The 13,020-nt window shown below is 71.6% G+C and carries 14 protein-coding genes; 13 read left to right on the top strand and 1 reads right to left on the bottom strand.

Annotation, left to right across the window (positions count from 1 at the left end; genetic code table 11):
- The 11 genes from Q0741_RS20445 to Q0741_RS20395 all read left to right on the top strand — a co-directional run.
- The coding region (locus tag Q0741_RS20445) for a pilus assembly protein N-terminal domain-containing protein (protein ID WP_298235035.1) at positions 1–1,685 on the top strand (1,685 nt) is incomplete at its 5' end.
- 20 nt (positions 1,686–1,705) lie between these two features.
- Positions 1,706–1,978 carry a hypothetical protein gene (locus Q0741_RS20440; protein ID WP_298235034.1) on the top strand — a complete coding sequence of 91 codons (273 nt, stop codon included), beginning with the start codon at positions 1,706–1,708 and terminating at the stop codon, positions 1,976–1,978.
- 15 nt (positions 1,979–1,993) lie between these two features.
- Entirely contained in the window at positions 1,994–2,530 is a 537-nt protein-coding gene (locus Q0741_RS20435; RefSeq protein WP_298235033.1) for a pilus assembly protein TadG-related protein, read from the top strand.
- 11 nt (positions 2,531–2,541) lie between these two features.
- A complete protein-coding gene (locus Q0741_RS20430) occupies positions 2,542–3,024 on the top strand; it encodes a TadE/TadG family type IV pilus assembly protein (RefSeq protein WP_298235032.1) in 483 nt (160 codons plus the stop codon).
- The gene (locus Q0741_RS20425; protein WP_298235031.1) at positions 3,021–3,467 is read left to right on the top strand and encodes a TadE/TadG family type IV pilus assembly protein; all 447 of its coding nucleotides are present in this window, start codon (positions 3,021–3,023) and stop codon (positions 3,465–3,467) included. The genes Q0741_RS20430 and Q0741_RS20425 overlap by 4 nt, the downstream gene beginning before the upstream one ends.
- Positions 3,468–3,491: 24 nt before the next feature.
- Positions 3,492–4,661 (top strand): AAA family ATPase, encoded by a 1,170-nt coding sequence (locus Q0741_RS20420; protein WP_298235030.1) that lies wholly within the window; start codon positions 3,492–3,494, stop codon positions 4,659–4,661.
- 11 nt (positions 4,662–4,672) lie between these two features.
- A complete protein-coding gene (locus tag Q0741_RS20415) occupies positions 4,673–6,034 on the top strand; it encodes a CpaF family protein (protein ID WP_298235029.1) in 1,362 nt (453 codons plus the stop codon).
- 7 nt (positions 6,035–6,041) lie between these two features.
- Entirely contained in the window at positions 6,042–7,019 is a 978-nt protein-coding gene (locus Q0741_RS20410) for a type II secretion system F family protein (protein WP_298235028.1), read from the top strand.
- Positions 7,020–7,032: 13 nt separating this feature from the next.
- Positions 7,033–7,983, top strand: coding sequence for a type II secretion system F family protein (locus Q0741_RS20405; protein ID WP_298235027.1), 951 nt, complete (start codon positions 7,033–7,035; stop codon positions 7,981–7,983).
- A gap of 4 nt (positions 7,984–7,987) precedes the next feature.
- Positions 7,988–9,097 (top strand): LytR C-terminal domain-containing protein, encoded by a 1,110-nt coding sequence (locus Q0741_RS20400; protein WP_298235026.1) that lies wholly within the window; start codon positions 7,988–7,990, stop codon positions 9,095–9,097.
- 53 nt (positions 9,098–9,150) lie between these two features.
- On the top strand, positions 9,151–9,540 hold the full coding sequence (locus Q0741_RS20395) for a hypothetical protein (RefSeq protein ID WP_298235025.1): 390 nt from the start codon (positions 9,151–9,153) through the stop codon (positions 9,538–9,540).
- A gap of 58 nt (positions 9,541–9,598) precedes the next feature.
- On the opposite strand, the gene Q0741_RS20390 is transcribed toward Q0741_RS20395, so the two are convergent.
- Positions 9,599–10,891: a PHB depolymerase family esterase gene (locus tag Q0741_RS20390; RefSeq protein ID WP_298235024.1), complete on the bottom strand. Its 1,293-nt coding sequence runs from the start codon at positions 10,889–10,891 to the stop codon at positions 9,599–9,601.
- Between the two features lie 295 nt (positions 10,892–11,186).
- Here Q0741_RS20390 and ahpC point away from each other — a divergent pair, with 295 nt between their 5' ends.
- Positions 11,187–11,750 carry an alkyl hydroperoxide reductase subunit C gene (gene ahpC, locus Q0741_RS20385; RefSeq protein ID WP_298235023.1) on the top strand — a complete coding sequence of 188 codons (564 nt, stop codon included), beginning with the start codon at positions 11,187–11,189 and terminating at the stop codon, positions 11,748–11,750.
- 213 nt (positions 11,751–11,963) lie between these two features.
- Positions 11,964–13,020 (top strand): alkyl hydroperoxide reductase subunit F (gene ahpF / locus Q0741_RS20380; protein ID WP_298235022.1); only part of this gene is annotated, 1,057 nt, incomplete at its 3' end.

Raw genomic sequence — 13,020 nt, 5'->3', positions numbered from 1 at the left:
CGCCCATGGCCGCGAGCGCCGCGGCCACCGCGGCGCCGCAGCGCGGCGAGGCGCCCGGGCAGTGCGCGCGCGTGGAGATCGCGCCGCCCGTGCACGTGAGCGCGGGCAAGTCCACCGTGATCCGGCCGGCCAGCCCGATCCGGCGCATCCTGCTGGGCAATGCGGAGGGCTCGCGCGCCGTGGCGCCACGGCCGTCGGCGCCCGCCTCGGCCGCGGCCCCGGGCACGCCTCCCGTGGTGGAGGAAGCGCAACTGCGCCCCGGCGTGGCCGACATCGACGTGCTGCTGCTGGGGCCGACCGAGGTCTACGTACTGGGCAAGGCGCTGGGCACCACCAACGTGGTGCTGCTGGAGCAGTCGGGGCGCTGCACGGCGGTGGACGTGATCGTGAGCATGGACACCGGCGCGCTGCAGGCGTTGCTGACGCAACTCATGCCGCAGGAGAAGGAGGTGCGCGTGAGCGTGGCCTACGACTCCATCGTGCTCTCGGGCACCGTCAGCGACAGCGCCGCGCTGGCGCACGTGCTGGAGATCACCAACGCCTACGTGCGCGGCGCGGCCGTGGGCGGCAGCGGCAGCAGCGGCTCCAACGTGGCGGGCATCAATCCGCGCATCGTCAACATGCTCAGCGTGGGCGCGCCGCACCAGGTGATGCTGGAGGTCAAGGTGGCCGAGGTGTCCAAGTCGCTGATGGACCAGTTCGGCATCGACTTCTCGCGCGCCTACGCCAGCGCCGACGGCTCGATGATCCGCTTCCTCTCGGGCATCTTCGGCGGCAACAACGCCGCCATGGGTCAGCTCTCGGGCACCGGCGGCGCGGGCACGCCGCTGAGCTCGGTGGGCGCGGTCATCGGCGGCAGCATCCCCTCGGCCGTCGGCGCCGCCGCCGGCAACGTGACGCAGACGCTGGGCACGGTCAACGGGCAGGTCGTTCCGCAGTTCACCACCAGCTACGGCACCGTGCCGGCGCGCAACGTGACCAACCTCGGCATCAACGCGCAGAAGACCGACGGCCTGGTCAAGATCCTGGCCGAGCCCACGGTGATGGCCATCAGCGGCCAGAAGGGAAACTTCCTGGCCGGCGGCAAGATCTTCATTCCCGTGGCGGTGGACAACGGCAACAACGGCCGCACCGTCACGCTGGAGGAGAAGGAGTTCGGCGTCTCGGTGAACTTCCTGCCCACGGTGCTGGGCGGCGGGCGCATCAACCTCGAAGTGGCCACCGAGGTCTCGGAGCTCAACCGCGAGGGCGTGGGCCTGACGGTGCCGGGCGCCAGCGGGCTGGCGGTGCTGCCGGCCTTCACCTCGCGCCGCGCCAAGACCACGGTGCAGCTCGCCGACGGCCAGAGCTTCGCCATCGGTGGCCTGATCCGCAACAACTTCACCACCAACCTGCGCGCCTTCCCGGTGCTGGGCGAGCTGCCGGTGCTGGGGGCGCTGTTTCGCAGCACCTCGTTCCAGAACGACAAGTCGGAGCTGCTGTTCGTGATCACGCCGCGCCTGGTCAAGCCGCTGCCCACGGGCTACGCGCTGCCCACCGACCACGTCACGCCGCCCGACCGGGTGCAACTGCACCTGATGGGTCGCCTGGAAGGCAGCACGGACAAGACCGCGGCGCCCGCAGCCGGCGCGGACGGTGCGCCCGCAACCGAGACCGCAGGCGCGGCGGGTTTCCAGGTCAAGTAAGAAGGCAGGAGGACAACGCGATGACCATCACGCAAATCCTTGCCGCAGCGGTGCTGCTGGCGCTGGCCGGCTGCGCCGCCACCACGCCCGAATGGGATGCCCGGTTCGGCGACACCGTGCGCCAGGCCCGGGTGCAGCAGCTCGTGGACCCGGCCGCCGGTGCCCGCGCGCCCCGGCCCGAAGGGCTGGACGGCAAGGCCGCGGCGGCCACGCAGCGCGACTACGCCGACTACGTCGACTACGTGGAGCGTGCGCCCAGGCCGGAAGCCCGCACCCGCGTCAATCCACGCTGAGCCGGAGCGCACGCCATGCAGGGCCGCCGTCCCCCGCCGCGCCGCGCCGCGCAACGAGGCGTGGTGGCGGTCATGTTCGCGCTGTCGCTGGTGCTTCTCGTCGGCTTTACCGGGCTGGCGCTGGACGGCGCGCGGCTCTACATCAACAAGGCCGAACTGCAGAACGCGGCCGACGCCTGCGCGCTGGCCGCGGCGCAGGAGCTCGATCCGGCGTTGCCGAATTTCGCGCGCGCCCACGCCGCCGGCATGCTCGCGGCCACGCGCAACTTCATCGACCTGCAGAGCCAGGGCGTGCCGCCCGAGAACGTGACGGTGGAGTTCGCCGCCTCGGCCAATGCCGCCGTGTGGAACCTGACCGGCCTGGCGCTGCCCAGCGACCTCGTTGCGCGCTGCACGGTGGCGCCGCCGGCACTGGCGCTGTGGTTCATGCCCGCGCTGGGCATCGACAACGCCGCGGTGAAAGCGGCGGCGGCAGCCTCGCGCAACATCGCGGGCCTCAACTGCGCCAAGGGGCTGGGCAACTGCCAGGCGCAGGCAAGCCTGCTGCAATGAGAAGGCACGCCATGACCGGCCGACCCGCCTGCCACGCCCCCGCCACGCGCCGGCACCGGCAGCGGGGCGTCGCCATCGTGGAGCTGGCGCTGGTGCTGCTGCCGCTGGTGCTGCTGCTCATGCTCACGGTGGACCTGGGACGGGCCTTCTACACCTTCAACACGCTGACCAAGGCCGCGCGCGGCGCGGCGCGCCACCTGACGCTGGTGAACCCGGAAGACCCGGACAAGCGCAGCGAGGCGCGCAACCTCGTGCTGTACGGGAACGTCAACGGCAGCGGCACGAAGCTGGTGCCCGACCTGGACAGCGAGGCCATCGAGATCTGCACGCCAGCGCTGTGCGAGGACCACGACGACGAGCCCATCGATGGCGGCACCATGGACCTGGTGTCGGTGCGCATCCACAACTACGCCTACGCCCCGCTGTTCAGCGCCCTGCTGCCGGCCCCGCTGAACTTCAAGGACATCAGCGTGACGATGAGGGCATTCCCATGAGACGCACCCCGGCGCGGCGCCAGCGCGGCGCGATGGCCGTTGAGTTCGGCGTGTCGGCGTTCCTGTTTCTCATGGCGCTGCTCGGCGCCATGGAAGTCGGGCGGCTGCTGTGGACCTGGAACGCCGCGGCAGAGGCCACGCGGCTGGGCGCACGGCTGGCGGCCGTGTGCGGACGCAACGACAGCGATATCAAGACACGCATGATCGAGCGGCTGCCCGCGCTCAAGAAAAGCCAGATCAGCCTCGCCTACACCAATCCCGGCGACGTAGCCGCATGCAACGACGTCAACTGCCGCTTCGTGCGCGTGGAGCTGCAGGGCCACACCCACGCCCTGCTGGTGCCGCTGCCCTCCGGGGGCATCAGCATCAAGCTGCCGACGTTCAGCACCACGCTGCCGCGTGAAGTCTTCAACAGCGCCAACAACCCGGCCTGCTCTTCCTGACCCCCTTCTCCCGCAGGACGTGCCATGAAAATCAAGCTCCTCTCCCCCGACGCCCAGCGCGTCGAGCAGCTCGCCCGGCTGCTGGGCGAAGCCGACCCGAGCCTGGAGGTGCTGGGCGTCGCGGCACCGCCGCAGGCCCTGGCGCAGCTGCTCAGCGGCAGCCGTCCCCCGCTGGTGCTGGTGGACGGCGTGGAGGCGCCGGCGCTGCCGGCCATCGCCCGCTTCACGGCCGAGCATCCGCAGATCGAAACGCTGGTGCTCTCGGCCGACCAGTCGCCCGCGTTCCTGCTGCAGGCCATGCAGGCCGGCGTGCGCGAGGTGCTGCCCAGCGGCGCCGATGCCGCGGTGCTGCGCGCGGCGGTGCAGCGCGCGGCACGGCGCCACGCGCCGGCGGTACAGCGCAACGGCCAGGTGGCCGCCTTCATCGGCTGCCGCGGCGGCAACGGCACCAGCGTGCTGGCGGCCAACCTGGCGCAGCGTCTGGCCGCCGACGGCACCAAGCGCGTGGCGCTGATCGACCTGGACCTGCACGGCGGCAACGCGCTGCTGCTGCTGAGCAGCCAGCACGCGGCCAGCGACGTGGCGGAGGTGGCGCGCAACGTGCAGCGGCTGGACGCCGAGCTGCTGCGCTCGGCCATGGTGCCGCTGACCGAGACGCTGCACGTGCTGCCCGCGCCCGAGGACATCGCGCAGGCACTGGAGGTCAAGGCCGAGCACGTGCAGGCCATCGTGCGCCAGGCGCGGCAGATGTTCGACGCGGTGGTGCTGGACCTGGGCGCGCGCATCGACGCGCTGAGCCTGCCCGCGCTGGACCAGGCCGCGCAGGTGTTCCCGGTGTTGCAGCCGTACCTGCCGCAGCTGCGCGACGCGCGGCGCATGCGCGCCACGCTGCAGTCGCTGGACGTGCCGCAGCACAAGCTGTGCTGGATCGTCAACCGCTGCCACAAGCACGGCGAGCTGCCGCTGCAGTCGCTGACGCAGGTGCTCGGCGACGACGCGGTGTACACCGTGCCCAACCACCACGCCAGCGTGGGCGCGGCGGTGAACCAGGGCCAGCCCATCGCGGCCCACAGCCCCGTGGCGCGCGCGCTCGACGAGCTGGCCGCTCGCCTGGCGCCCAAGCCGCAGCAGCCCCAGCCGCAGGCCGCGCCGCGCCGGGAAGGCTGGTTCTCGCAGCTCTTCGCCCGCGCCTGAAAGGAAACGCCATGAACCTGCGCCAGCAGCTCGTGTCCCAACCCGGCACCGCCGATGGCCCCTCCTCTTCGCCTCCGCCTGACGCCGCCGAGCGCGACCTGCACGCCTACCAGCGCATGAAGTCGCGCGTGCACCAGCGGCTGCTGGAGCGGCTGGACCTGCATGCGCTCGAGGCCATGACGCCGGAGCGGCTGCGCCAGGAGCTGGGCGTGCTGGTGGAGCGGCTGCTGGGCGAGGAGAACCTCGTGCTCAATGCGGCCGAGCGCCGCACGCTGGTGCGCGACATCCAGGACGAGATGGTGGGGCTGGGGCCGCTGGAGCCGCTGCTGGCCGACGCCACCGTCTCCGACATCCTGATCAACGGCCCGCGCCAGGTGTGGGTGGAGCGCCGCGGCAAGCTCAACCTCACCGACGTGGTGTTCGCCGACGACGACCACCTGATGAAGATCGTGGACAAGATCGTCTCGCGCGTGGGACGGCGCGTGGACGAGTCCTGCCCCATGGCCGACGCGCGGCTGCCCGACGGCTCGCGCGTGAACGTCATCATCCCGCCGCTGGCGCTGGACGGTGCGCAGGTATCGATTCGGCGCTTCGCGGTGGTGCCGCTGGGCATCCATGAACTGGTGGAGTACCAGTCGCTCACGCCGGGCATGGCGCAGCTGCTGCAGGCCCTGGCGCGCGCGCGGGTCAACCTGCTGGTTTCCGGCGGCACGGGCAGCGGCAAGACCACGCTGCTCAACATCCTCTCGGGCTGCATCGACGAGGGCGAGCGCATCGTCACCATCGAGGACGCGGCCGAGCTGCAGCTGCGCCAGCCGCACGTGGTGCGGCTGGAGACCCGCCCGCCCAACATCGAGGGCCGTGGCGAGGTCACGCAGCGCGAGCTGTTGCGCAACGCGCTGCGCATGCGCCCGGACCGCATCATCCTGGGCGAGGTGCGCGGCGCCGAGGCGCTGGACATGCTGCAGGCGATGAACACGGGCCACGAGGGCTCGATGACCACCGTCCACGCCAACACGCCGCGCGACGCGCTGTCGCGGCTGGAGAACATGCTGTCCATGGCCGGCTTCAACGTGCCCGTGCGCGTGGCGCGGGCGCAGATCGCCTCGGCCATCGGCGTGGTGGTGCAGACCAACCGCCTCAGCGACGGGCGGCGCAAGATCACCAGCATTGCCGAGATCACCGGCATGGAAGGCGAGATGATCACGATGCAGGAGATCTTCGTCTTCAAGCAGACCGGCGTGCGCGAGGACGGCGGCGTCAAGGGCCACTTCCAGGCCTGCGGCGTGCGCCCGCGCTTCATGGACCAGCTCAAGGCGCGCGGGCTGTCGCTGCCCGACAAGCTCTTCGAGCCCGGCGTGCGCTGGGAGTGAGGTTGCGATGGAGACGAGCTACCTGCTCTTCGGCGTACTGCTGTTCGTGGCCGTCGTGCTCGCGCTCGAAGGCCTGTACCAGCTATGGAACTCTCGCCACAGCGGCGAGGCACGGCGCCTGGCGGCACGGCTGCGCTACCTCGAAGGCACGCCGGTGGCGGATCCCGAAGCCGAGGCGCGGCGCCAGGCCGAGCAGCGCTGGAAGTGGGTCGAGACCGAGCTGCTGGCCCCGCTGTCCATGGGCCGGCGGCTGCTGCATTACGTGCGCAGCGCCGACACCGGGCGCAGCGCGGGCGAGCTGCTGGTGGCGAGCGTCCTGCTGGCCGCGCTGCTGGGGCTGCTGCCGGTGCTGGCGCTGGGCTGGCCGCTGCTGCCGGCCGGCGGGCTGGCCGCGCTGGGTGCGGCGCTGCCATGGCTGTGGCTGTCGCAACGGCGGGCGCAGCGCCTGCGCCTGCTGGAGCAACAGCTGCCGCTGGCGCTGGACCTCATGGGCCGCGCGCTGCGCGCGGGCCACGCCTTCCCCACGGCCATCAAGATGGTGGGCGAGGAGGCCTCGGACCCGATCGCGCGCGACTTTCGCCAGCTCAGCGAGGAAATCAACTTCGGCATGGGGCTGACCGAGGCACTGACACGGCTGGCGCAGCGCGTGCCGCTGGAGGATGCGCGCTACTTCGTCATCGCCGTGCTGATCCAGCGCGAAACCGGCGGCAACCTCGCGGAAGTGCTGGACAACATCTCCGCCATCGTGCGCGCGCGGCTCAAGCTGCGCGGACAGGTGCGCACGCTCTCGGCCGAGGCGCGGCTGTCGGCGTGGATCCTGGGCCTGCTGCCCTTCGCCATGGCGCTGCTGCTGCAGCTGCTCAATCCGAAGTTCATGCAGACGCTGTGGACCGATCCGGCCGGCGTGAAGCTGATAGGCATGGCGCTGGGCGCCATGGCGCTGGGCGTGGTGTGGATGCGCAAGATCGTCCGCATCCGGATCTGAGGAGGACTGGACTATGGGTGCTGCGGAGCTGGGAATCGTGGGGCTGGTGTTCGTGGCCTCGGTGGCGCTGGTCCTGGTGCTGGGCCAGCTCGCCACCCGCGGCGCCAGCAAGGAGCGCACGCAACGGCTGCTGGCCGGTGATGCGGACGGCGGGGCAGCGGCACCCCGGAGCCGGCCCTGGGTCGAACTGCTGGCGCGCAGCACGCAGCCCCTGGCGCGCTTTGCCGAGTCCGACAAGAAGGCGCAGGTCTCGGCGCTGCGCCGGCGGCTGCTGCACGCGGGCCTGCGCCACCCGCAAGCCGCCACGGCCTACTTCGGCGCCAAGACGCTGCTGGCCCTGGCGCTGCCGCTGCTCGCCTTCGGAATGCAGTTGCTGCTGCAACAGCCGCTACAGAGCCGGGCGCTGATGCAGGCGCTGGTGCTGGCCGCGGCGCTGGGCTACTACCTGCCCAACGTGGTGGTGGCGCGGCTGGTGTTCCTGCGCCAGCGCGAGATCTTCGAGAGCTTTCCCGACGCGCTGGACCTCATCACGGTGTGCGTGGAGGCGGGGCTGGGCGTGGAGGCGGCGCTGGCGCGCGTGGCCGAGGACATGCAGCACCGCAGCCGCGTGCTCAGCGTGGAGCTGCAGCTCGTCGGTCTGGAGCTGCGCGCTGGCGCGCCGCGCGAGCACGCGCTGCACAACCTGGCGCTGCGCACCGGCGTGGAGGAAGTGGACGGCTTCGTGGCCATGCTGATCCAGACCGAGCGCTTCGGCACCAGCGTCGCGCAGGCGCTGCGCGTGCACGCCGACATGCTGCGCACGCGGCGGCGCCAGCGCGCGGAGGAGGCGGCCGCCAAGGTGGCGGTGAAGCTGCTGCTGCCGCTGATCTTCTGCATCTTTCCGGCGCTGCTGCTGGTGCTGATGGGCCCGGCGATGATCAACATCCAGCGCGCACTTCTGCCGGCGCTGAGCGGGGGACACTGAGGCCATGTTGAACACGCAACCTCTTGCGCGCCCCGCCACCTGGTGCGCGGCGCTGCTGCTCGCGCTGGGCGGCTGCGCCACCCGCCATGACGGCCTGCCCTGGCGCATCGAGCCGGTACAGACGGTGACGCACGGGCTGGACGCCTCGGCCGGGGGGTACTACGCGGTGGGCCGCCAGATCGAGCGCACGCGCGACTGGCTGCGCGCCGCCGATGCCTACCGCCAGGCGCTCAAGCTCGACCCCGGCCACGCGGATGCGCGCAACGCGCTGGCCGTGGTGCTGGCGCGGCTGGGGCTGATGCCCGACGCCGAGGCGCAGCTGCGCATGGCGCTGCAGGCCGCGCCGCAGCGCGCCGACCTGCACAGCAACCTGGGCTACCTGCTGCTGCTCGCCGGGCGGCCCCGGGATGCGCAGGAGGCACTGCACGCCGCGCTGGCGCTGAACCCGCGCGACGGCGTGGCGCAGGCCAATCTCGAACTCGCCCAGGGACGCGTTGCGGCGTCCACCGTACCCGGTCCCGGGCCGGTGGACGCCGCAGCGACTGCCAGGGAGGCAGCGGCGACGAAGTCGGCTGCGGTGGAGGTCCCGTCCGCCGCAGCACCACCGCGGCAGGCCCCGGCCCCCACGGCGGCGCTGCAGGTGCTCGACGGCGCCACGCTGGCACCGCTGGCCACGGCGGCGCCCACGCCCGGCATCGCACCCGCGGCGCCGGGGCCACGCGCCACGCCCGCGGAACCCACGGATACCCCGCCCCCGGACGGCGCCGGCACGGCGGGCCTGCAGGAGGCGGCGCCGGGCGCGTTCACGCTGGAATTGAGCAACGGCATGGGCCGCCGTGGCGCGGCGATGGCGCTGCGCCAGCAGTTCCAGCGGCGGGGCCTCGAGGTCCACTACCTGAGCAACCAGCCGCCCTACCGGCAGCCCTACACCGTGGTGCTGTACCGGCCGGGCCAGGAGGCGGCGGCGCGGCAGGTCTCGCGCGCGCTGCCGGTGCCGGCGCCGCTGCAGCCCGACGCCGGGCAGCGTGCGGGCGTGCGCGTGCTCATGGGGCGCGACTGGCCGGCGCAGGCCGCCGGCGTGCGCGTGGCCGCGGCCGGCGGCACCCCGGAATAAAGCGGCTGCGCGGCGCGTACACGGCCTGTCCCGTTCACCACAGGAGAGGATCGATGAGGACGAAGACCACGACCCTGGCCGCGCTCGTGCTGGCGGGCCTGCTGCAGGCCTGCGCCTCGATGGGCGGTGGCGGCAGCGCCCCGGCCATGGTGTCCGGCGGCGCGCTGGTGGGCTCCAACGGCATGACGCTCTACACCTTCGACCGCGACCCGGCCGGCGGCGGCAAGAGCGCGTGCAACGGTCCCTGCGCCGCCAACTGGCCGCCGCTGACGGCCGCCGCCGATGCCCGCGACCAGGGCGACTGGAGCGTGATCACGCGCGACGACGGCTCCAGGCAGTGGGCCTACAAGGGCAAGCCGCTGTACTACTGGGTCAAGGACACCAAGCCCGGCGACCGCACCGGCGACGGCTTCAACCAGGTCTGGCACACCGCCACGCCTTGAATTGCGGGTGCGCGGCCCGCCGGGGGTGGCGGACCGCGCTTTTTTTGCCGGCCGGTACTCAGCCGCCGCAGCCCGCCGGCCGCGCCGTCTGCCAGCGCCCGGGCTGCACCTGGTACAGCCGTACGCTGGACCAGCTGTCCCAGGCAAAGCCGATGTCCTGGGCGTCCGCGGTGGCCAGCGCGCGCAGGTTGAAGTAGCCGCCCGCCACCGCCCGCACCGCCGCGATGTGCGCCATGGGCGAGGCCGCGGTGCCGCTGCAGTCCACCTCCGAAGGCGGCGGCGGGGGCGGCGGGGGCGGAGGCGTCGTCCCGCCATCGGCGCGCGCATGGCGGGCGAAGAAGTTCCACACGATGTCCGGATAGCTCGGCCCCTGGCGCAGCGACCAGTTGCCGTCCAGGCCCTGCTCGCCGCCGATCCAGTAGTGGCCGTGGTCGGTGTCGCCGGTGCTGGGCGTGGCGGTGGGCCCGCGGTAGAAGACGGTTTCCACCAGGGAGCGGCTGCCCGGCTGGCCGTCCACCGTGTAGCGCGCATGGCGGCAGCCGTAGTCGCTGCCGAACACGGGGCTGCAGGCCCCTTCCTCGGCCAGCGCCTCGGCCGGCGTGTCGTGCGCCGCGTCGCCGTTGAGCTTCAGTTGCGCATCGCGCAGGCGCTCGCCGGCCTGGGCCAGCACGGTGCAGTCGCCGCGGTTCTGCAACACCATCAGCGGGATGGCATAGCTGCTGTCGCGCTCGGCGCGCATGTCGCTCACCAGCCGGTCCACGCTGTGGAAGGTGGCCGAGCCGGGACAGCCGGAGAAGGAGACGGAGGCCGCGTCCTCGCCGTAGCCCAGGCCGGCGGCGCTGGCGGCGGCGGCCCAGTACTCGTTGTGCGCCACCGAGGCCACCACCGTCATCGCGCCGCCCGAGGACAGGCCGGTGATGAAACGGCGATGGGGGTCGATGGACCAGCGCCGCTCCACCTCCAGGCCGATCTGGCGCAGGTCCTCCACCTCGCCGCGGCCCTGGTGGCGGTGCTGGTCCAGCCAGAAGCCCCAGCAGTTGGTGTTGCGCAGCCCGTCGTAGCGGGTGATGAAGGGCGTCACCAGCACGAAGCCGTAGCGGTCGGCCGCCGCGCGCAGGCCCCAGTCCTGCAGCACGTTCTGCTCGGTCTGCTGGCAGCCGTGCAGCGCCATGACCATGGGCGCCGGGCCGGCGAGGCCATCGGGCACGTACACCTGCACCCGGCGCAGCTGCGAGCCGGCATAGCCCTGGGGACCGACGTCGAAGCTGCTGGCGGTGCCCGCCACGGCCGTACCGCCCGCCAGCGCCAGGACCACCGCGGCGAGCCGGCGCCTGCCTTTGATCTGTCGCATGCCTTGTCTCCTGTCCTTGTGGAAGCGTGAGGGCGGCATCGTAGGCAGTGCCTCCGTCCCCGGACAGTGGCCCAGGTCAGGCCGCTGCCTTGCCCCGGCTGCAGGCGCGTGGCGCGTGCGCTAACGTAGTCGGGATGTCCAGCCCGCGGTTGGGCATCGCCTCTCCCGCAACCGCGCTGCCGGTGCGGTGATAGGCGCAGTCAATCGGCCTCATTTGATTAAATTTAACAATTGAGAAGCCGATGACTATAGCATTCAACCCGTTCCCTTCAACAACCGACACAGGAAACACGCCATGTCCCTGATCAACACCGAAGTCAAGCCGTTCAAGGTCAATGCCTTCCACAACGGCAAGTTCGTGACCGTGAGCAACGAGGACCTGAAGGGCAAGTGGTCCGTCTTCATCTTCATGCCGGCAGCTTTCACCTTCAACTGCCCGACCGAAGTCGAGGATGCGGCCGACAACTACGCCGAGTTCCAGAAGGCCGGTGCCGAGGTGTACATCGTCACGACCGACACCCACTTCTCGCACAAGGTGTGGCACGAGACCTCGCCGGCCGTGGGCAAGGCGAAGTTCCCGCTGCTGGGCGACCCGACGCACCAGCTGACCCGTGCCTTCGACGTGCACATCGACGAGGAAGGCCTGGCGCTGCGCGGCACCTTCATCGTTGACCCGCAAGGCGTGATCAAGACGCTGGAGATCCACGACAACGCCATCGCCCGCGACGTCAAGGAAACGCTGCGCAAGCTCAAGGCCGCCCAGTTCGTGGCCTCGCACCCGGGCGAAGTCTGCCCCGCCAAGTGGCAGGAAGGCGCCAGCACGATCAAGCCCTCGCTGGACCTGGTCGGCAAGATCTGAGGCCGGTAGCCGGCACGGCGGTCGCGGCCCAGCCTGCAGCCGCCCTGCTCTATTGAGCTGACTCAAGTGCCGCGGCTGTCCGCCGCGGCACGCTCCCCGCCCGGGCCCCCCGGAAAGCGCCCACCGGCCGTACACGGCGGACGCTTCCCATGCGGCCACGAGCCACGCATACGAACCCCAACGCCACCGTTTACCGACAAGAAGGACTCCGCCATGTTGGACGCCGACCTCAAGGCCCAGTTGAAGGGCTACCTGCAACGCCTCACGCAGCCCATCGAGCTCATCGCCTCGCTGGACGACTCCAAGGGCTCGCAGGACATGCTGGAGCTGCTGCGCGACGTGGCCGAGCAGTCGGAGCAGGTCTCGCTGGTGGAGAGCCGCGACGACGCCGAGCGCAAGCCCTCGTTCCTGATTCGTCGCGTGGGCACCGACATCGGCGTGCGCTTCGCCGGGCTGCCCCTGGGCCACGAGTTCACCTCGCTGGTGCTGGCGCTGCTGCAGGTCGGCGGCTACCCGCCCAAGGTCGAGCGCGAGGTGATCGAGCAGATCGCGGCGCTGGAAGGCGACCTGCACTTCGAGACCTACATGTCGCTGTCCTGCCACAACTGCCCGGACGTGGTGCAGGCGCTGAACCTGATGGCGGCGGTCAACCCGCGCATCAAGCACACCGCCATCGACGGCGGCCTGTTCCAGAAGGAGGTCGAGGAGCGCCAGATCATGGCCGTGCCCATGGTCTTCCTCAACGGCCAGCACTTCGGTCAGGGCCGCATGAGCGTCGAGGAGATCCTGGCCAAGGTGGACACCGGTGCCGCCGCCCGCGACGCCAAGAAGTTCAGCGCCAAGGCGCCCTATGACGTGCTGATCGTCGGCGGCGGCCCCGCCGGCGCGGCCGCGGCCGTGTACGCCGCGCGCAAGGGCATCCGCACCGGCATCGTGGCCGAGCGCTTCGGCGGCCAGACGCTGGACACCCTGGGCATCGAGAACTACATCTCCGTGCTCGAAACCCAGGGCCCGAAGTTCGCCCAGGCGCTGGAGGACCACGTCAGGGCCTACGACGTGGACATCATGACCACGCAGCGCGCCGAGGAACTGATCCCGGCCGACGCCTCCGGGCTGGCGCAGGTGCGGCTGGCCAATGGCGGCGTGCTCAAGGCCCGCTCGGTGATCCTGTCCACCGGCGCGCGCTGGCGCAACGTGGGTGTGCCCGGCGAGCAGGAGTACCGCAACAAGGGCGTGGCCTACTGCCCGCACTGCGACGGCCCGCTGTTCA

The organism is uncultured Azohydromonas sp. (assembly GCF_937926365.1).
Classification (GTDB): domain Bacteria; phylum Pseudomonadota; class Gammaproteobacteria; order Burkholderiales; family Burkholderiaceae_C; genus Azohydromonas.
This window is presented reverse-complemented; position numbering and strand designations above follow the sequence as displayed.